18 protein-coding genes are annotated in these 19,582 nt (G+C 61.9%); 11 read left to right on the forward strand and 7 right to left on the reverse strand.

The window, feature by feature from the left end; genetic code table 11:
* Positions 1-9: 9 nt before the first annotated feature.
* The 6 genes from HBO12_RS11760 to fdhA all read left to right on the forward strand — a co-directional run bounded on the left by HBO12_RS11760 (position 10) and on the right by fdhA (position 7,655).
* Positions 10-1,260 (forward strand): sarcosine oxidase subunit beta, encoded by a 1,251-nt coding sequence (locus tag HBO12_RS11760; RefSeq protein WP_010207084.1) that lies wholly within the window; start codon positions 10-12, stop codon positions 1,258-1,260.
* A 15-nt stretch (positions 1,261-1,275) separates the two neighbouring features.
* On the forward strand, positions 1,276-1,578 hold the full coding sequence (locus HBO12_RS11765) for a sarcosine oxidase subunit delta (RefSeq protein WP_169953715.1): 303 nt from the start codon (positions 1,276-1,278) through the stop codon (positions 1,576-1,578).
* Positions 1,575-4,592 (forward strand): sarcosine oxidase subunit alpha, encoded by a 3,018-nt coding sequence (locus tag HBO12_RS11770; protein WP_170042197.1) that lies wholly within the window; start codon positions 1,575-1,577, stop codon positions 4,590-4,592. The genes HBO12_RS11765 and HBO12_RS11770 overlap by 4 nt, the downstream gene beginning before the upstream one ends.
* A gap of 132 nt (positions 4,593-4,724) precedes the next feature.
* Positions 4,725-5,357: a sarcosine oxidase subunit gamma gene (locus HBO12_RS11775; RefSeq protein WP_169953719.1), complete on the forward strand. Its 633-nt coding sequence runs from the start codon at positions 4,725-4,727 to the stop codon at positions 5,355-5,357.
* A gap of 51 nt (positions 5,358-5,408) precedes the next feature.
* Positions 5,409-6,266: a formyltetrahydrofolate deformylase gene (gene purU, locus HBO12_RS11780; RefSeq protein ID WP_169953721.1), complete on the forward strand. Its 858-nt coding sequence runs from the start codon at positions 5,409-5,411 to the stop codon at positions 6,264-6,266.
* Between the two features lie 189 nt (positions 6,267-6,455).
* Entirely contained in the window at positions 6,456-7,655 is a 1,200-nt protein-coding gene (gene fdhA / locus HBO12_RS11785) for a formaldehyde dehydrogenase, glutathione-independent (protein WP_038443950.1), read from the forward strand.
* A 137-nt stretch (positions 7,656-7,792) separates the two neighbouring features.
* On the opposite strand, the gene HBO12_RS11790 is transcribed toward fdhA, so the two are convergent.
* Both HBO12_RS11790 and HBO12_RS11795 read right to left on the reverse strand, forming a co-directional pair.
* On the reverse strand, positions 7,793-8,158 hold the full coding sequence (locus HBO12_RS11790) for a hypothetical protein (RefSeq protein ID WP_178123723.1): 366 nt from the start codon (positions 8,156-8,158) through the stop codon (positions 7,793-7,795).
* A gap of 246 nt (positions 8,159-8,404) precedes the next feature.
* Entirely contained in the window at positions 8,405-8,863 is a 459-nt protein-coding gene (locus tag HBO12_RS11795; RefSeq protein WP_169953723.1) for an anti-sigma factor domain-containing protein, read from the reverse strand.
* Between the two features lie 182 nt (positions 8,864-9,045).
* Between HBO12_RS11795 and HBO12_RS11800 the strand changes: the two genes are divergently transcribed.
* Positions 9,046-9,615: a DUF2780 domain-containing protein gene (locus HBO12_RS11800; protein WP_170042198.1), complete on the forward strand. Its 570-nt coding sequence runs from the start codon at positions 9,046-9,048 to the stop codon at positions 9,613-9,615.
* On the opposite strand, the gene HBO12_RS11805 is transcribed toward HBO12_RS11800, so the two are convergent.
* A complete protein-coding gene (locus tag HBO12_RS11805) occupies positions 9,612-10,499 on the reverse strand; it encodes an acyltransferase (RefSeq protein WP_169953727.1) in 888 nt (295 codons plus the stop codon). The two genes, HBO12_RS11800 and HBO12_RS11805, sit on opposite strands and share 4 nt — an antisense overlap.
* A gap of 175 nt (positions 10,500-10,674) precedes the next feature.
* On the opposite strand from HBO12_RS11805, the gene rloA2 reads away from it, so the two are divergent.
* The 4 genes from rloA2 to creD are packed head-to-tail and all read left to right on the forward strand — an operon-like array spanning position 10,675 to position 14,775.
* A complete protein-coding gene (rloA2, locus tag HBO12_RS11810) occupies positions 10,675-11,175 on the forward strand; it encodes a retropepsin-like aspartic peptidase RloA2 (RefSeq protein ID WP_029296952.1) in 501 nt (166 codons plus the stop codon).
* A 58-nt stretch (positions 11,176-11,233) separates the two neighbouring features.
* Positions 11,234-11,911, forward strand: a complete 678-nt coding sequence (gene creB, locus HBO12_RS11815) for a two-component system response regulator CreB (RefSeq protein ID WP_170042199.1) — start codon at positions 11,234-11,236, stop codon at positions 11,909-11,911.
* Positions 11,911-13,350 (forward strand): two-component system sensor histidine kinase CreC, encoded by a 1,440-nt coding sequence (gene creC / locus HBO12_RS11820; protein ID WP_169953731.1) that lies wholly within the window; start codon positions 11,911-11,913, stop codon positions 13,348-13,350. The genes creB and creC overlap by 1 nt, the downstream gene beginning before the upstream one ends.
* 51 nt (positions 13,351-13,401) lie before the next feature.
* A complete protein-coding gene (gene creD / locus HBO12_RS11825; RefSeq protein WP_169953733.1) occupies positions 13,402-14,775 on the forward strand; it encodes a cell envelope integrity protein CreD in 1,374 nt (457 codons plus the stop codon).
* A gap of 151 nt (positions 14,776-14,926) precedes the next feature.
* Here creD and HBO12_RS11830 read toward each other — a convergent pair whose 3' ends face one another.
* From HBO12_RS11830 to HBO12_RS11845, 4 genes are all read right to left on the reverse strand, one after another.
* Positions 14,927-15,556 (reverse strand): glutathione S-transferase family protein, encoded by a 630-nt coding sequence (locus tag HBO12_RS11830; RefSeq protein ID WP_170042200.1) that lies wholly within the window; start codon positions 15,554-15,556, stop codon positions 14,927-14,929.
* A gap of 164 nt (positions 15,557-15,720) precedes the next feature.
* Positions 15,721-15,900, reverse strand: a complete 180-nt coding sequence (locus HBO12_RS11835; protein ID WP_169953736.1) for a hypothetical protein — start codon at positions 15,898-15,900, stop codon at positions 15,721-15,723.
* Positions 15,897-17,000: a PepSY-associated TM helix domain-containing protein gene (locus HBO12_RS11840; protein WP_170042201.1), complete on the reverse strand. Its 1,104-nt coding sequence runs from the start codon at positions 16,998-17,000 to the stop codon at positions 15,897-15,899. The genes HBO12_RS11835 and HBO12_RS11840 overlap by 4 nt, the downstream gene beginning before the upstream one ends.
* Before the next feature lie 64 nt (positions 17,001-17,064).
* Entirely contained in the window at positions 17,065-19,503 is a 2,439-nt protein-coding gene (locus tag HBO12_RS11845) for a TonB-dependent siderophore receptor (RefSeq protein WP_170042202.1), read from the reverse strand.
* Positions 19,504-19,582: the final 79 nt, after the last annotated feature.

Genomic DNA, 19,582 nt, shown 5'->3' on the forward strand with positions numbered 1-19,582 from the left:
GTAATGCCTATGCAACGCTACTCGGGCTTCGGCCTCTTCAAACACTCCCTCAGCCACCACGAAAACTGGCAGAAGATGTGGCGCACGCCGACCCCGAAAAAGGTCTACGACGTGGTCATCGTCGGCGGCGGCGGGCATGGCCTGGCGACTGCTTACTACTTGGCCAAGGAGCACGGCATCACCAACGTGGCGGTGGTCGAGAAAGGCTGGCTGGGCGGCGGCAACACCGCGCGCAACACCACCATCGTGCGTTCCAACTACCTGTGGGATGAGTCGGCGCACCTGTATGAGCACGCGATGAAGCTCTGGGAAGGTCTGTCCCAGGACCTGAACTACAACGTGATGTTCTCCCAGCGTGGTGTCTACAACCTGTGCCACACCCTGCAGGACATTCGCGATTCCGAGCGCCGCGTGAGTGCCAACCGCCTCAACGGCGTGGATGGCGAGCTGCTCAATGCCAAGCAGGTCGCGGACGAGATCCCATACCTCGACTGCTCGAAAAACACCCGCTACCCGGTCCTCGGCGCCACCGTGCAGCGGCGCGGCGGCGTGGCCCGTCACGATGCCGTGGCCTGGGGCTTTGCCCGTGCTGCCGATGCCTTGGGCGTGGACCTGATCCAGCAGACCGAGGTGATCGGCTTTCGTAAGGAAAACGGCGTGTGCATCGGCGTGGAGACCAACAAGGGCTTTATCGGCGCCAAGCGCGTTGGGGTGGTCACCGCAGGTAACTCCGGGCACATGGCTTCGCTGGCCGGGTTCCGCCTGCCGATCGAATCCCACCCGCTGCAAGCGCTGGTGTCGGAGCCGATCAAGCCGATTATCGACAGCGTGATCATGTCCAACGCCGTGCACGGCTACATCAGCCAGTCCGACAAGGGCGACCTGGTGATCGGCGCCGGTATCGACGGCTACAACGGCTACGGCCAGCGCGGCTCGTACCCGGTGATCGAACACACCATCCAGGCCATCGTCGAGATGTTCCCGGTGCTCTCGCGGGTGCGCATGAACCGCCAGTGGGGCGGCATCGTCGACACCACGCCGGACGCGTGCCCGATCATCTCCAAGACCCCGGTGCCGAACATGTTCTTCAACTGCGGCTGGGGCACCGGTGGCTTCAAGGCCACCCCCGGCTCAGGCAACGTATTTGCCGCGAGCCTGGCCAAGGGTGAGATGCACCCGCTGGCGGCACCTTTCTCCATCGACCGTTTCCACAACGGTGCGCTGATCGACGAACACGGCGCTGCGGCCGTCGCCCACTAACAGGAGAAATTCCCTATGTTGCATATCTTCTGTCCTCACTGTGGCGAACTGCGCTCCGAAGAGGAATTCCACGCCTCCGGCCAAGCGCACATCCCGCGCCCGCTGGACCCGAATGCCTGCACCGATCAAGAGTGGGGTGACTACATGTTCTTTCGCGATAACCCGCGCGGCCTGCACCACGAGCTGTGGATCCATGCCGCCGGTTGCCGCCAGTATTTCAACGCCACCCGCGACACCCTGACCTACGAAATTCTTGAAACCTACAAGATTGGCACCCAGCCGCAATTCACCGCCAAGGCTTCTGGAGAGAAGGTATGAGCCAGATCAATCGCCTGTCCAACGGTGGCCGCATCGACCGCAATAAAGTCCTGACGTTTACCTTCAACGGCCAGAGCTACAAAGGTTTTGAAGGCGACACCCTGGCCGCCGCCCTGCTGGCCAACGGCGTGGATATCATCGGCCGCAGCTTCAAGTACTCGCGCCCGCGCGGCATCTTTGCTGCCGGCGCCGAAGAACCGAACGCGGTGCTGCAGATCGGTGCCACCGAAGCCACGCAGATCCCCAACGTGCGCGCCACGCAACAGGCGTTGTACCAGGGCCTGGTGGCCACCAGCACCAACGGCTGGCCGAGCGTGAACAACGACATGATGGGCATCCTCGGCAAGGTCGGCGGCAAGCTGATGCCGCCGGGTTTCTACTACAAAACCTTCATGTACCCGCAATCGTTCTGGATGACCTACGAGAAGTACATCCGCAAGGCCGCCGGGCTTGGCCGCTCGCCGACCGAGAACGATCCGGACACCTACGACTATATGAACCGCCATTGCGACGTGCTGATCGTCGGCGCAGGCCCAGCGGGCCTGGCAGCGGCCCTGGCTGCTGCGCGCAGTGGGGCGCGGGTGATCATCGCCGATGAGCAGGAAGAATTCGGTGGGTCGCTGCTCGACTCGCGCGAAAGCCTCGACGGCAAGCCGGCGGCCGAGTGGGTCGCCAGCGTGATCGCCGAGCTCAAGGCCCTGCCGGATGTGGTGCTGCTGCCTCGCGCTACCGTCAATGGCTATCACGACCATAACTTCCTGACCATCCACGAGCGCCTCACCGATCACCTCGGCGACCGTGCGCCGATTGGCGTGGTACGCCAGCGTATCCACCGTGTGCGTGCCAAGCGTGTGGTGCTGGCGACCGGCGCCTGCGAGCGTCCGCTGGTGTACGGCAATAACGATGTGCCGGGCAATATGCTGGCGGGTGCGGTTTCGACCTACGTGCGCCGTTATGGCGTGGCGCCGGGTAAAAAGCTGCTGCTGTCGACCAACAATGATCACGCCTACCGTGTGGCGCTGGATTGGTTCGACGCTGGCCTCAGCGTGGTCGCAGTGGCCGATGCACGCCACAACCCACGCGGCGCGCTGGTGGAAGAAGCGCGCGCCAAAGGCATTCGCATCCTTACCGGCAGCGCCGTGATCGAAGCCCGTGGCAGCAAGCACGTCACTGGCGCCCGTGTGGCGGCCATCGACGTCAAAGCACATAAGGTCACCAGCCCCGGCGAGTGGCTGGACTGCGACCTGGTGGCCAGCTCCGGCGGCTACAGCCCGGTGGTGCACTTGGCCTCGCACCTGGGCGGCAAGCCAACCTGGCGTGAAGATATCCTTGGTTTTGTACCGGGTGAAGCACCGCAAAAACGCGTGTGCGTGGGCGGTATCAACGGTGTCTACGGCCTGGGTGATTCCCTGGCCGATGGCTTTGAAGGCGGCGTGCGCGCGGCCAGCGAGGCCGGGTTTGCCCCGGTGGAAGGTACGCTGCCCAAGGCCCTGACGCGCCTGGAAGAGCCGACCCTGGCCTTGTTCCAGGTGCCTCACGAAAAAGCCACTGCACGGGCGCCCAAGCAATTTGTCGACCTGCAGAACGACGTCACCGCCGCCGCCATCGAACTGGCGACCCGCGAAGGCTTCGAGTCGGTGGAACACGTCAAGCGCTACACCGCGCTGGGCTTTGGCACCGACCAGGGCAAGCTGGGTAACGTCAACGGCCTGGCGATTGCCGCGCGCTCGCTGAACGTGACCATCCCGCAGATGGGCACCACCATGTTCCGCCCCAACTACACGCCGGTAACCTTCGGCGCCGTGGCGGGCCGGCACTGCGGGCATATCTTCGAGCCGGTGCGCTACACCGCGCTGCAAGCCTGGCACGTAAAAAACGGCGCCGAGTTCGAAGATGTCGGCCAGTGGAAACGCCCATGGTACTTCCCGCGCAACGGTGAAGACCTGCATGCGGCAGTCAAGCGCGAATGCCTGGCCGTGCGCGACAGCGTCGGCCTGCTGGACGCCTCGACCCTGGGCAAGATCGACATCCAGGGCCCGGATGCCCGGGAGTTTCTCAACCGCATCTACAGCAACGCCTGGACCAAGCTCGACGTGGGCAAGGCGCGCTACGGCCTGATGTGCAAGGAAGACGGCATGGTCTTCGACGACGGCGTCACCGCCTGCCTTGCCGACAACCACTTCCTGATGACCACCACCACCGGCGGCGCCGCCCGCGTGCTGCAGTGGCTGGAAATCTACCAGCAGACCGAATGGCCGGACCTCAAGGTGTACTTCACCTCGGTCACCGATCACTGGGCGACCATGACCCTGTCCGGGCCCAACAGCCGCAAGCTGTTGAGCGAGGTCACCGATATCGACCTGGACAAGGACGGCTTCCCGTTCATGACCTGGAAAGAAGGCCTGGTGGGCGGTGTGCCGGCGCGGGTGTTCCGGATCTCGTTTACCGGTGAGCTGTCGTACGAAGTCAACGTGCAGGCCGACTACGCCATGGGCGTGCTCGAACAGATCGTCGAGGCCGGCAAACAGTACAACCTGACCCCATATGGCACCGAGACCATGCACGTGCTGCGGGCCGAGAAGGGCTTCATCATCGTCGGCCAGGACACCGACGGCTCGATGACCCCGGACGACCTGAACATGGGCTGGTGCGTGGGCCGTACCAAACCGTTCTCGTGGATCGGCTGGCGTGGGATGAACCGTGAGGATTGCGTGCGTGAAGAGCGCAAGCAACTGGTGGGCTTGAAGCCGATCGATCCGAAGGTGTGGCTGCCGGAAGGCGCGCAACTGGTGTTTGATCCGAAGCAGAGCATCCCGATGAAGATGGTCGGCCACGTCACCTCCAGCTATGCGCACAACTCCCTCGGCTATTCGTTTGCGATGGCGGTGGTCAAGGGCGGCTTGAAGCGATTGGGCGAGCGGGTGTTCTCGCCCCAGGCCGATGGCAGCGTGATCGAGGCGGAGATTGTGTCTTCGGTGTTCTTCGACCCGAAAGGCGATCGCCAAAACATCTGACACCACTCCCTGTAGGAGCCGGCTTGCCGGCGATGGCGTTTCGGAAATCGCCGCCAGGCTTGAGGGCCTCATCGCCGGCAAGCCGGCTCCTACAGGGGTTGTGGTGTTCATTGGAATTCAGATAGGTGCTTTATGACAGCAGCCAATGTGTACCAACAACGCCCCACCTCCGGCGCCAAGGCCGAGTCGTCGCTGCACCATGCCGACCTCGCCAGCCAGGTGGGCAAGGGCCGCAAGAACGCCGGCGTGACCGTGCGCGAAAAGAAACTCCTCGGCCACTTGACCCTGCGCGGCGATGGCCACGATGCGGCCTTCGCCGCCGGCGTGCACAAGGCCCTGGGCATCGAACTGCCCGGCGCCCTGCAGGTCATCGTCAAGGGCGAAACCAGCCTGCAATGGCTCGGCCCGGATGAGTGGTTGCTGATCGTGCCAGGCGGTGAAGAATTTGCCGCCGAGCAAAACCTGCGGGCCGCCCTGGGCGATCTGCACATCCAGGTCGTCAACGTCAGCGGCGGCCAGCAGATCCTCGAACTCAGCGGCCCGAACGTGCGCGATGTGCTGATGAAGTCCACCAGCTACGACGTGCACCCCGACAACTTCCCGGTGGGCAAGGCAGTGGGCACGGTGTTCGCCAAGTCGCAGCTGGTGATCCGCCATACCGCCGAAGACACCTGGGAACTGCTGATTCGTCGCAGCTTCTCGGACTATTGGTGGTTGTGGTTGCAGGATGCCTCGGCCGAATTCGGCCTGAATGTCCAAGCCTGATGATCGTTCCCATGCGCTGCGTGGGAACGCATCCCTGAGGAGTCAACTGTAATGAGCCGCGCACCCGATACATGGATTTTGACCGCCGACTGCCCCAGCGTGCTCGGCACGGTGGACGCGGTCACCCGCTATCTGTTCGAGCAGGGCTGCTACGTCACCGAGCACCATTCGTTCGATGACCGCCTCTCGGGGCGCTTTTTTATCCGCGTGGAGTTCCGTCAGCCCGATGGCTTCGACGAGCAAGGTTTTCGCGATGGCCTGGCCACGCGAGGCGAAGCCTTTGGGATGATCTTCGAGCTGACGGCACCGAACTACCGGCCAAAAGTAGTGATCATGGTGTCCAAGGCCGATCACTGCCTTAACGACCTGCTGTACCGCCAGCGTATCGGCCAACTGTCGATGGATGTGGTCGCGGTGGTGTCCAACCACCCCGATCTCAAGCCGTTGGCCGACTGGCACCAGATTCCCTACTACCATTTCCCCCTCGACCCCAACGACAAGCCGTCCCAGGAGCGTCAGGTGTGGCAAGTGATTGAAGACGCGGGTGCCGAACTGGTGATCCTTGCGCGCTACATGCAAGTGCTGTCGCCGGAGCTGTGCCGCAAGCTCGATGGCAAGGCGATCAATATCCATCACTCATTGCTGCCGGGGTTCAAGGGCGCCAAGCCTTACCACCAGGCGTACAACAAGGGCGTGAAGTTGGTCGGCGCCACTGCGCACTACATCAACAACGACCTGGACGAAGGCCCGATCATCGCCCAGGGCGTGGAGGTGGTGGATCACAGCCACTATCCCGAGGACCTGATTGCCAAGGGGCGGGATATCGAAGGGCTGACATTGGCGCGGGCGGTGGGGTACCACATTGAGCGGCGGGTGTTCTTGAATGCCAATAGAACGGTGGTGCTCTGACTGACGCCATCGCAGGCAAGCCAGCTCCTACAGGGTGATGTGTGAACCCGATCAAATGTGGGAGCGGGCTTGCCCGCGATGAGGCCCTTACAAACAACGCAAAAACAGCATCTGTAACCCGAGCACTTAAACGCGCTGCCCACTCGAACGGGCACCGCAGTTCCATAAAAACAACAGCGAGGTGAAAGCATGTCTGGTAATCGTGGTGTCGTGTATCTCGGCAACGGTCAGGTCGAAGTACAGAAAATCGACTATCCCAAAATGCAGGACCCCCGTGGCAGGAAGATCGAGCACGGCGTCATCCTGCGCGTGGTCTCCACTAACATCTGCGGCTCCGACCAGCACATGGTGCGCGGCCGTACCACCGCCCAGACCGGCCTGGTGCTCGGTCACGAAATCACCGGCGAGGTGATCGAGAAGGGCAGCGACGTCGAGAACCTGAAGCTCGGCGACCTGGTGTCTGTGCCCTTCAACGTTGCTTGCGGCCGCTGCCGCTCCTGCAAGGAACAACACACCGGCGTCTGCCTGACCGTCAACCCGGCCCGTGCCGGTGGTGCCTACGGCTACGTCGACATGGGCGACTGGACCGGCGGCCAGGCCGAATACGTACTGGTGCCGTACGCCGACTTCAACCTGCTGAAACTGCCGGATCGCGACAAGGCCATGGAGAAAATCCGTGACCTGACGTGCCTCTCCGACATCCTGCCCACCGGCTATCACGGCGCCGTCACTGCTGGCGTTGGCCCTGGCAGTACCGTGTACATCGCCGGCGCCGGTCCTGTAGGCCTGGCGGCCGCCGCTTCGGCGCGTTTGCTGGGCGCGGCGGTGGTGATCATCGGTGACGTCAACCCGATCCGCCTGGCCCACGCCAAGGCCCAGGGTTTTGAAATCGCCGATTTGTCCAAGGACACGCCGCTGCACGAGCAGATCGCCGCGTTGCTGGGCGAGCCGGAAGTGGACTGTGCGGTGGACTGCGTGGGCTTTGAGGCGCGCGGCCACGGGCATGATGGCGTCAAGCACGAGGCGCCGGCCACGGTGCTCAACTCACTGATGGGGGTGGTGCGCGTCGCAGGCAAGATCGGCATCCCCGGCCTGTACGTCACCGAAGATCCAGGGGCGGTGGATGCCGCCGCGAAAATGGGCAGCCTGAGCATTCGTTTTGGCCTGGGCTGGGCCAAGTCCCATAGCTTCCACACCGGCCAGACCCCGGTGATGAAGTACAACCGCCAGTTGATGCAGGCAATCATGTGGGACCGCATCAACATCGCCGAGATCGTCGGCGTGCAGGTGATCAGCCTTGATGACGCGCCGCGTGGGTACGGCGAGTTCGATGCCGGGGTGCCGAAGAAGTTTGTGATTGATCCGCACAAGCTGTTCAGCGCGGCGTAGGCACTCGTAATACAAAACGGTGACCCGAGGTTAATGCCGACCAACCAAGAGCGAACAGCGGCCTGTCTGCGCCTTCTCTTGACTGATCGGCATTCGATCCAACGGTCATCGTTTTTGCGTTTTGATACCGGGGCGGACTACTCGGGGGCATGCAATTTCAGGAAGGGGTTGGAATAGACTTCTTTGCCAGGTTCGCCCGCCTTCACCGCCTCGCCACCATAAATACATGTCAGCTTGCCATTTGCCTGGTTGAAGCCTTCAGCTTTGAGTTTGTATTTGGGATCAAGGTAGTCATCGTCGGTGCCGGCCGTTACGCCCTCCCACTTCTTGCCGTTGCTGCTGGCTTCGTATTTGAAACCATCAGCAAACGTTCCAAGCGTGGGGTCGCTGTAGGGTGACGATTTGATCGCGCTTACGTCGGGACAACTACTAATGTCTGCCGCCAGGGTCTGACCGGTCAGGGCCATGAAGACGAGTGCTCCGATTGAAATTTTGCTGTGCATGATCAACGTTCCTTTGTTGTGGGAGGCTTCATGTTGCAACGGGAGTTGGAGGGTGCCTACTGTGGGAAATGACAGTTAGATAAAATTAAATGCAATTAAAAGTACGTGTCTTATTTCAAACGCCGCGACTGCGACCGAGCAAATGCGCAGGCGCAAAAAAACCTGCAAAGGAGCAGGTTTTTTTTGCGAACTTCACGGCGCGTGCGCTATCACGGGCAAGCCCGTTTTTGAGGGGAGGCAGGGCGGTTAGCGAATTGCCAGCGCGCCCTGGTACACCGTCGGGCCGGTAGGCTGCTTGCTCACCGAGCCACCTTTGGTTTCCGAACTGACCATTAACTCCACCGGCTGGCTGATGGTTTCCTGCTGGCGTGGGTTGAGGCCGATGATGCCTTTGCCATCTTCAGGCAACAGGCCCAAAGACACAGGCGTGCCGCCGGCCGGCAGGGCCCACAGTTCGAGGCTGCGGTCCGGCTCAGGCGCGGTGGCGGCGATGGGCTGGACTTCCAGGTAATCCTTGTGCGCCACAATTTGCGCCGCCGGTTGTTGGGTACTGCTGACCAGGGTCGCGGCGGACTTGACGCTGTCCTGGGTGTAGAGCGCGCCGCCGATACCGGCAACCACCACCACGCAGACGCCGATGAACAGGCGCGGGCGGGTCCAGAATGAGGGCTTGTGCTCGATCACTGGGGGTTGGGACGCAGTCATAAGGCTCTTCCTGACAAGTTTTGTAGTGTGTTGATTGACCCTGTGGCAGGCGATGGGTTCCTAGTGGCAGTTTGATGGTGCCGGGCTTTGGTGCTTTTCTGAACAAATCTGTGACGTGGAACAACCTGTTGGATGCTGAGTCAAACGGCTGCTTTAGCTCCTACATTTACGAGGTTGTCTCGATGAAGATTTCACGCGGTTTTGCCCTGTCCTGCCTCCTGACCGTGGCGGCCAGCCCGGTATTTGCAGCAGGTTTCAGCCTGGGCGATGTGGCCAACGCCGTTTCTGGCGCCCAGGGCACCAACAAGGCCGCCGCCGCTGCGCCGACCTCACAGACCGCTGGCTTGCTGGGCGCACTGACCCAGCAACTGAATGTCACCCCGGAGCAGGCCGTCGGCGGTACCGGTGCGATGCTGGGCCTGGCCAAGAACCAACTGAGCAGCACCGATTATTCGCAGTTGGGCAAAAGCGTACCGGGCCTGGACAAGCTGTCGGGCAACAACGCATTGGGCAGCCTTGGCGCCTTGAGCGGCATGCTTGGCCAGAACGGTGGCAGCAAGACCAGCGGCCTGGACGGCGTGCTGGGTAACGTGAAGAACACCAACGACCTGAACACCGCGTTCAGCGCCTTGGGCATGGACAGCGGCATGATCGGCCAGTTTGCCCCGGTGATCCTGCAATACCTGGGCGGCCAGGGTGCCGACAGCTCACTGCTTGGCAAACTGGCCCAGGCCTGGGGTACCGGTAGCTAAGGTCGCTCGGCGCGCAGTTGGGCAATGCGCGCATCCTTCTCCATCCAGAGCTGGTTGACCCAGTTCTGGACGGTCTGGCGAAACGCCGGATCATTCTCGTAATCCCCCTGCCACAACGCCGGATCCAGCTCGCGGGTGCGGATATCAACAATGACGCGCGGCACCGCGCCGCTGATCAAGTCCCAGAACCCTGGAATCTTCTGCTGTGGATACACCACGGTCACGTCGAGGATCGCATCCAGCTGTTCGCCCATCGCGGCCAGCACAAACGCCACGCCACCGGCCTTGGGCTTGAGCAGGTGAGTGAAAGGTGAGCCCTGCTGGGCACGCTTGGCCTCGGTAAAACGCGTGCCTTCCAGGTAGTTGACCACCGTCACCGGCTGGCGCTTGAACAGCTCGCAGGCCTGTTTGGTGATCTTCAGGTCCTGGCCCGCCAGTTCCGGGTGCTTGGCCAGGAACGCCTTGCTGTAGCGCTTCATGAACGGGTAATCCAGGGCCCACCAGGCCAGGCCCAGGAACGGCACCCAGATCAGCTCCTTTTTCAGGAAGAACTTGAAGAACGGCGTGCGCCGGTTGAGGGTCTGGATCAGCGCCGGGATATCCACCCAGGACTGATGGTTGCTGATCACCAGGTATGAGGTGTCGACCCTCAGCCCAGTGTCGCCGCGAATATCCCATTGGGTGGGGATGCACAGGGCAAAGATCAGCTTGTCGATCTCGGCCCAGGTCTCGGCGATCCACATCACGGCCCAGGAGGCGTAATCGCGTGACCGCCCGGGCGCCACCAGCTTGAGCAGGGCGAATACCAGCAGCGGGCCGATCAGGATCAGTGTGTTGAGTAACAGCAGCAGTGTGACGAAACAGCCGGTGAGCAGGCGGCGCATAAGCAACTCTTGCAAGCGATTGGACGGGCCATGATAAGCAGCTTGAGTCTAGAGGCCAAATCGCAAATGGCCTGACGAATGTTTCACTTTGTGTTGCGTATGCTGGGCAACGATCCAACTTTAGGCAGCGTTTGCAGTCTAGTATTCGTCTACTTACTTCAAGGAATCCTCCTACGTGAAATCCCTCCTTGCCCTATTAGCCGTGGTTGCCCTGCCCGTGATGGCCGCCGAGCCGACCCTGTACGGGCGCTACGAATATATCCAGTTGCCGGAAATCGGCGAGACCTTCAAGGCCAAGATGGACACCGGCGCGTTGACCGCCTCGCTGTCGGCCCGCGACATCGAGACCTTCACCCGCGATGGCGAGGACTGGGTGCGGTTCCGTCTCAGCGGCAAGGACGTGAGCAACAAGGTCTACGAACACAAAGTGGCGCGCATCAGCAAGATCAAGAACCGCGCCGACGAAGATGAAGACGGCGAAGAAACCAGCGTGGCCAAGCGCCCGGTGGTGGACCTGGAAATGTGCCTGGGCAACGTCAAGCGCACGGTGGAGGTCAACCTTACCGACCGCAGCAGCTTCAACTACCCGCTGCTGATCGGGGCCAAGGCCCTGCGTGAGTTCGGCGCCGCCGTGAACCCGGCTCGTCGCTATACCGCGGACAAGCCCGACTGCTGATTGACGCCGCATAAGGCATGGGGCACCGTTCACCTTTAGCTCCCAGTGCTCGGACGCCATGCCTCATATCCTGATTGTCGAAGACGAAGCGGCCATAGCCGATACGCTGATTTTTGCCCTGCAAGGCGAAGGCTTTACCACCACCTGGCTGACCCTCGGCCAGGCGGCGCTGGAGCATCAACGCCAAACCCCGGCCGACCTGCTGATCCTCGACATCGGCCTGCCGGACATCAGCGGTTTTGAAACCTGCAAGCAACTGCGCCGCTTCAGCGAAGTACCGGTGATGTTCCTCAGTGCCCGCGACGGTGAAATCGACCGTGTGGTGGGCCTGGAAATCGGCGCGGATGATTATGTGGTCAAGCCCTTCAGCCCGCGGGAAGTGGCGGCGCGGGTCAAGGCGATCTTAAAGCGCGTGGCACCGGTGCCAGCGCCGGCCAGCGGCGGGCCGTTCCAGGTGGACCACGAGCGGGTGCAAATCCTCTATCGCGGCCAGTTGCTGGGCCTGACCCGGCATGAGTTTCGCCTGCTCAACTGCCTGCTGGAACAGCCCGGGCGGGTATTCAGCCGCGAGCAACTGCTGGATGCCGTCGGCGTGGCCGCCGATGCCGGCTACGAGCGCAATATCGACAGCCATATCAAAAGCCTGCGCAGCAAGTTGCGTGGCGTGGCCGCCGAGGCCGAGCCGATCCAGACCCATCGGGGCCTGGGCTACAGCTACAGCCCGAGCCACGCCTGATGCGCATGGGGCTGCGGATTTTCCTGGTGTATGCGCTGTTTATCGGCCTCACCGGCTACTTTGTGCTCAACACGGTGATGAAGGAAATCCGCCCCGGCGTGCGTCAGTCCACCGAGGAAACCCTGGTAGATACCGCCAACCTGCTGGCGGAAATCCTGCGTGACGATGTGAAAAACGGCACCCTTGGCCAAAGCCACTGGCCTACCGTGCTCAAGGCGTACGGCGAGCGCCAGCCGGGCGCGACGATCTGGGGGCTGGCGAAGAATCAGGTCAACCACCGCATCTATGTGACCGACGCCCGGGGCGTTGTGCTGCTGGACTCGGCAGGAACAGCCGTGGGCCAGGACTACTCGAAATGGAACGACGTGTACCTGACCCTGCGCGGTGAGTACGGCGCCCGCTCGACCCGCAGCGATGCCGATGACCCGGCGTCGTCGGTGATGCATGTCGGCGCGCCGATCCGCGATAACGGGCAGATCATCGGCGCCGTTACCGTGGCCAAGCCCAACAGTTCGCTACAGCCCTATGTCGACCGCACCGAGCGCCGCCTGCTGTGGTACGGCGCCGGCCTGGTGGCGCTGGGCTTGTTGCTGGGGGCGTTGCTGTCATGGTGGTTGAGTGCTGCGCTACGCCGCCTGACCACCTATGCCCAGGCGGTCAGCGAGGGGCGGCGCGCCGAGTTGCCGCATTATCGCGGCGGTGAACTGGCGCAGTTGTCCACCGCTGTGGAGCACATGCGCACGCAACTGGAGGGCAAGGCCTACGTCGAGCGTTACGTGCACACCCTGACCCACGAACTGAAAAGCCCGTTGGCGGCGATTCGCGGCGCGGCGGAGTTGTTGCAGGGGGAAATGACTGTCGCCCAGCAACAGCGGTTTGTCGGCAATATCGCCAGCGAAAGCGCGCGCTTGCAGCAGTTGATCGAGCGCCTGCTGAACCTGGCCCAGGTCGAGCAACGCCAGGGGCTGGAGCAGCAAGTCCCGGTACCGTTGGCCGCCTTGGTCGATGAAGTCCTCAAGGCGCAATGCGCGCGGATCGAACAGGCCGGGTTGCAGGTCGAGCGCCTGATCGAAGCGGATGTGAAGCTGTATGGCGAGCCGTTTTTACTGCGCCAGGCCTTGGGCAACCTGCTGGAAAACGCCCTGGACTTTACCCCGCCCGGCGGCACTCTGCGCTTTAGTGCCCAGGAGCGGCATCACGATGTGGATGTGTGCCTGTTCAACCAGGCCGCACCGATCCCCGAATACGCGCTGCCACGCCTGAGCGAGCGCTTCTACTCCCTGCCGCGCCCGGCCAGCGGGCGCAAAAGCACCGGCCTGGGCCTGAATTTTGTCGAAGAAGTAGTGAAGCTGCACGGCGGCTCATTGCAGATCGGCAACGTCCCGGGTGGCGTGCAAGTGGTGCTGCATCTCCACACAGTCTCCACATTGCCCTCATAAATCCCCCACAGGCCGCCGCCAGACTCTCCCCATCAAAACAGGGAGAGACCCATGAACCGCAGCCTGCTATTCAAACTGGGCGCCATCGCGCTGCTGATCCTGCTATTGCTGATTCCGTTGCTGATGATCAACGGCATCATCAACGACCGCCAGGAACTGCGCGACGGCGTCTTGATGGACATTGCCCGCAGCTCCAGCTACAGCCAGCAGGTCAGCGGGCCGTTGATGGTGGTGCCGTATCGCAAGACCGTGCGTGAGTGGAAGCTCAACGAAAAACTCAACAAACGCTATGAAGTGCTCAGCGAAGAAGATGGCCGCCTGTACTTCCTGCCGGAGCAGTTCGAACTCGACGGCAAGGTACAAACCGAACTGCGCGCCCGGGGGATCTACCAGGCGCGGCTGTTCCATGCCGACAACCGCATCAGCGGCCGCTTTGTGCTGCCGGCGCAGATGGGCATCAAGGAGGACTTTGCCGATTACACGTTTGGCCAGGCATTTTTGGCGGTCGGTATCAGCGATATCCGCGGCATTGAAAACGCCCTGAAACTGGAGCTGGGCAGCCAGCGCCTGGAGTTTGCCCCGGGCACCCAGGTGAGCTTCCTTGGCGCTGGCGTGCATGTACCGTTGCCCGCCCAGGACAGCAAGAACCCCGCGCCGCTGGACTTCGCGTTCGACCTGCGGCTGCAAGGTACCGAACAACTGCTGGTGCTGCCGGTGGGCAAGACCAGTAAGGTCAAGCTGGCCTCCAACTGGCCCCATCCAAGCTTCGTCGGCAACTTCCTACCGGTGCAGCGCGAGATCAACGACCAAGGTTTTAGCGCCAGCTGGCAGACCTCGTTTTTCTCCACCAACCTTGAAGAATCACTGGGAGGCTGTGTGGTCGGCAGTCGCTGCGAGGACTTCAACCAGCGCAGCTTCGGCGTGAACTTTATCGACCCGGTGGACCAGTACCTCAAGAGCGATCGCGCGATCAAATATGCGCTGCTGTTTATCGCCCTGACATTCGCCGGCTTCTTCCTGTTCGAAGTGCTCAAGAGCCTGGCGGTACACCCGATCCAGTACGCGTTGGTGGGGGTGGCCCTGGCGTTTTTCTACCTGCTGCTGTTGTCGCTGTCCGAGCATATCGGCTTTGCCCTGGCGTACCTGATTTCGGCCAGTGCCTGTGTGTTGTTGATCGGTTTTTATGTGTGCCATGTGCTGCGCAGCGTGGCCCACGGCCTGGGGTTCTCGGCGGGGTTGGCGGCGCTGTATGGCTTGCTGTACGGGTTGTTGAGCGCCGAGGACTACGCGCTGCTGATGGGCTCGTTGTTGCTGTTCGGGCTGCTGGGCACGGTGATGGTCCTGACGCGCAAACTGGACTGGTATGGCGTGGGCAAACGCAAGGTGGCCGAGCCGTTGGCGTTTGACCTGGAGGCGGTGCAATGATCGGCTTACGTGAGGATCAGCGGGAGAGGGGAGAGCTGGTGGCGATGATCAGGGCATTGCTGCCCGACCCTTGGAGCGGGCGTGCCTCCCCCTCGACAATGCGCCTGGAATACCTTCGCGAGCCAGCTCGCTCCTACAAGGGAGGCACCACTCAGGCCGGCGGCTGGGTCGCCAACATCGAAGGCCGCTGACTGACCTCGGCGTACCAGGTAGCCAGTTTGGGATTGCTTGAACGCCAGCGCAGGTCCGGGTGGCGAAAGTCCAGGTACGCCAGGGCGCAGGCAACGCTGATGGCGGCGATGTCGAAATGGCTGGCCAGCTCAGCGATGGCGTCCTGTTCCAACTCGGCCAGGGCGCGGCGGATTTTGTTGCGCTGCTCCTGCAGCCAGCTGTCCCAGTGTTTGTCGGCCGGGCGCAGGGCGGTTTCATAGCGTACCAACACCGCCGCGTCCATGATCCCATCGGCCGTCGAGGCCAGGGTCAGGCGGCGCCAGCGGGCCGAGCCGTCGCGGGGGATCAGCGGGTTGCCGACGTGCTGGTGGTCGAAGTAGTCGAGGATCACCCGGCTGTCGTGCAACACATTGCCATCGGCCAGGCGCAGGGCCGGGATCTTGCCCAGGGGGTTGCCCTCGTTCAACGCGGTGATCGGGTTGACCGGCGTGACCAGCACGGTCTCCAGGGCAACCCGCTCTTGCTGGCCGGTTTCGTGGAGCAGCACCAAAACTTTGCGGACAAACGGCGAAGCGGGGTTGTGGAACAAGGTCATGCTGGGCGCGAACATGGGCAATCCTCGGAAAGGGTCGGCCATAGACTAGACAGTTGCGAGGTGACTGGCGAGGGGGATCTCGGTTGTTTTTGCGGGCCTCATCGCAGGCAAGCCAGCTCCCACATTGGACGGTATTCGCACATCAAAGTGGGGGAGCTGGCTTGCCTGCGATGGCGTCCTCACGGCCGCCGCAGCAACCCCCAGACACCGATTGCCGCCGGGATCCCCAGCCCAAGCCAGCTGAGGGAATCCCAACCCCCATCCCCCAGCAACGCCGCAAACAACCCGGCAGCACTGAGCAGCCCGATCACCAAGGGCACCCCGAACACCTTCCAGAAATTCGACTGCCGGGGCCTCATGGCTTGGCCGCCTTGCGCCGCACCCACCACAGGTACACACCGCTGCCCAACACGATGATGGTCAGCACATCCAGCACCGCCCAGAGGATTTTCATCGGCATGCCGCCATAGTCGCCAAAGTGCAGGGGCTGGGACATGCCCATGGCGTCCATGTACCACGGCCGCTCGGCCACGGCGGTGACGCTCAGGTCGCTGGCGTCGATCAGCACCGGGGTCAGCAGGTGCGAGGTCAGGTGCGTGCTGCCTTTCATGAATACCGCGTAGTGATGCTCGCTGGAAAACCGCGTGCCGGGGAACGCAATAAAGTCTGGGGTCATGCCCGGTGCGACTTGTTCGGCGATGTTCAGCAGGTTGGTGGCCGGCGCACGCAAGGTCAGCGGCGGCGCGTTCTTGTAGGGTTCGATCATCGCGGTGAGGCTGTCGTTGCGCCACGCGGCGATGATCAGGTCGGCGCAGGCGCTGATCACCCCGGTGACGCCCACCACCAGCGCCCAGGTCAGGGTGACGACACCGATCAGGTTATGCAGGTCCAGCCAACGCAGGCGCGTGGACTTGTCCTGGCGCACCGTGGCGAACTTCAAGCGCCGCATGAACGGCAGGTACAACACCGTGCCGGAAACAATCGCCAGCACAAACAGCACCCCCATGAACGCCAGTAGCAATTTGCCCGGCAGCCCGGCGAACATATCCACATGCAGGCGCAGCAGGAACATCGTCAAGCCGCCATTGGCCGACGGCATCTCCACACTTTCGCCGGTGCGCGCGTCGAGCATAAAGGTGTGGGACGAATTGGGCTCGGTCCCGGCGGTGGCCGCCATGATCGCAATCACACCGTTCTTGTCGTCTTCGTCCCAGGCCAGGTACTGCATGACTTCGCCAGGGCGATGGGCCTGGGCCTTGGCCACCAGTTGCTCGAGATTGAGCTGCGGGGTATCGGCCGGCATCTGCTTGAGCTCGGGTTCATTGCCCAGCAGGTGATCGATCTCGTGGTGAAAGATCAGCGGCAGCCCGGTCAGCGCCAGCATCAGCAGGAACACGGTGCAGATCAGGCTGGTCCAGGTGTGGATGAAGGACCAGCGGCGGATGGTTGTGCTTTTCATCACGGCTCCAAAAGGCAGAAGGGCCGCAATTGGGGCGGCCCTTCATCTGCGGTTTTTAACCGTCTTAGAATTTGTAGTTCACGCTGGCGACGACGTTACGTTGGTCGCCGTAGTAGCAGTAGAAACCATCGCAGGTGGCGAGGTAGTCCTTGTTGAAGATGTTCTTGGCATCGACCGCCACGGTGACACCTTTCAGAGCGCTGCTTACGCGGCCAAGATCGTAATGGGCCGAGGCGTCGTACACCGTGTAGGAGCCAACATGGCCCCAGTCGGTATTGGCAGCGTTGCCGTAGGTATCGCCGACATAACGCACGCCTGCACCCACGCCAAAGCCGTCGAGCGGACCGCTGTGCCAGGTGTAGTCGGCCCAGGCGGTGGCTTGGTTACGAGGTACCTGATTCATGCGGTTGCCTTTTTCTGCGGCAGCGCCCTTGGTGATTTCGCTGTCGTTATAGGTGTACGAGCCTACGAGCTTGAGGCTTTCGGTGACGTCGGCGCTGGCTTCCAGTTCCAGGCCGCGCACACGCACCTCGCCTACTTGACGGGTAATGCCGCCCTCGGTAACCGACGTATTTGTCTGTGTTAGATCGAACACGGCAGCGGTCAGCAACGCCTTGGTGCCAGGCGGCTGATATTTGATCCCTGCTTCGTACTGTTTGCCTTCTGTGGGTTTGAATGCACCAGTACTGAGTACTTGTGTCCCTGAGCCCGCTTGGAACGATTCGGCGTAGGAGAGGTATGGAGTGACGCCGTTGTCGAACACATAGCTTAGTGCCGCATTACCGCTGAAGTTTTTGTCACGCTGGGTGTTGGTGGCGTCGTTCTGGTTGTGGAACGTGGTGCCGGTGTGCACCCAGTCTTCACGTCCACCAAGAGTCAGGCGCCAATTGTCGAGAGCCATTTGATCCTGTACGTACAGGCCGGTCTGCTGGGTCTTTTGGGTGTAGTCATACATGGTGAAGTATTGGACTTTGGAGAAGTCCTGCCCATACACCGGTCGATTGAAGTTGATGGTCGGAACACCGGCGGAACCCCATAGCCAGCGCGCATCGGCATCGGAGCGCTGGTGGTCCAGACCCAGCAGCAAGGTGTGGCTTACAGCGCCGGTCTGGAAGTCGGCCTGGAAGTTGTTGTCGACGGCAAACTGCCCGATGTTTTCATCGACCTTGCCGGCTGAGCGGCTCACGTTGCCATCGGCGTCTACGGCCAACTCCGGCCCGTTTGGCCAAAAACTACCCCCTGCCGTGATGCCCTGGAACGACAGGTCGTTTTTGGTATAGCGCAGGTTTTGCCGGAACTGCCAGGTATCGTTCAAGCGAGTTTCAAAGGCATAGCCGAGCGCATAGTAAGTGCGGTCGTAGAATTCCCAGTCCGGATCACCGAGGTTCTTGTGGTGGGAAATTTTGCCGGCAGGCGATGACAATTTGGTGCCCTGTAGCGGCAGGAATTGACCCGTGATCCCGGTGTCGTCGCGGGTGAACTGCGAGAGCAGGGTCAGCTTGGTGTCGTCGTTGATGTTCCACGTCAGGCTGGGCGCGACGTTGTAGCGTTTGTCAGGGATATGATCGACCGCTGTATCGCTGTCACGCACCACGCCACCGATACGGTAGAGGAATTGTCCTTCGTCATCGATTTTTCCGGTGCTATCGAAGTTGATCTGCTTGTGGTTATTGGTACCGGTTTGTACCTCGACCTCGTGACTGCTTTCAGCTTGTGGGCGACGGCTGACCATATCCAGCAAGCCACCGGGAGGCGTCTGACCGTAGACGGAGGAAGCCGGACCGCGCAGTACAGCGATACGCTCCAGGCTCCAAGTGTCAACTTTTGGCGTAGCGTAGTTGCCCTTTGGCAAAGGCAGGCCGTCGAGGAATTGGGTCGGTACAAAACCGCGTACCAGTAACCAATCGCTGCGCGAGTCAGAACCATAGCCGCTGCTCTGCACCCCTGCGGTGTAGCGCAGCGCGTCGTTGAGGTTCAGAACTGAGCGGTCTTCCATTTGTTTACGGGTGATTACTGTCACGGAGCGCGGCAATTCGGCAATTGGCGTATCGGTCTTGGTCCCAGCCGCCGTACGCGTAGCCACATAACCCTCCACCGGCCCCCACGCGCTCTCGTAATTCCCCTGCCCGGTGATATTGGTCTGCGGCAACGACACCACACCCTCTGGAATCGCCACCAGGCTGTAGGTGCCCGCGCTGCTTTGCTCCAGCTGCAACCCAGTGCCACGCAAGGCCTCGCGCAGTGCGCCCGGGGCATCGAACTGGCCCTTGACCGGGGCCGAGGTCTTGCCGGCGGCCAGTGCCGGGCTGAGGGTCAGTGCGAGGCCGGCCTGGCTGGCGATCTGGTTCAGGGTGCTGGCCAACGGTGCGGCCGGCAGGTTGTAGGCACGCACGCTGGATGCCTGTTCGGCAGCGATCAGCGCAGTGCTGGCCAGCGGGGCGCTGAGGGCGATCGCCACGGCTAGCAGGCTGGGGCGCAACAAGGTGTCTAGTGTGCGGGACATAGGGCGGCTCCGGAATGGAAATATTTCTCAATTGCCTAGGTGCCGGATGAGAATCAAAAAGTGATAGGGCCAAGTGAAA

It is taken from the genome of Pseudomonas sp. WS 5059 (genome assembly GCF_012985525.1).
Lineage (GTDB): Bacteria > Pseudomonadota > Gammaproteobacteria > Pseudomonadales > Pseudomonadaceae > Aquipseudomonas.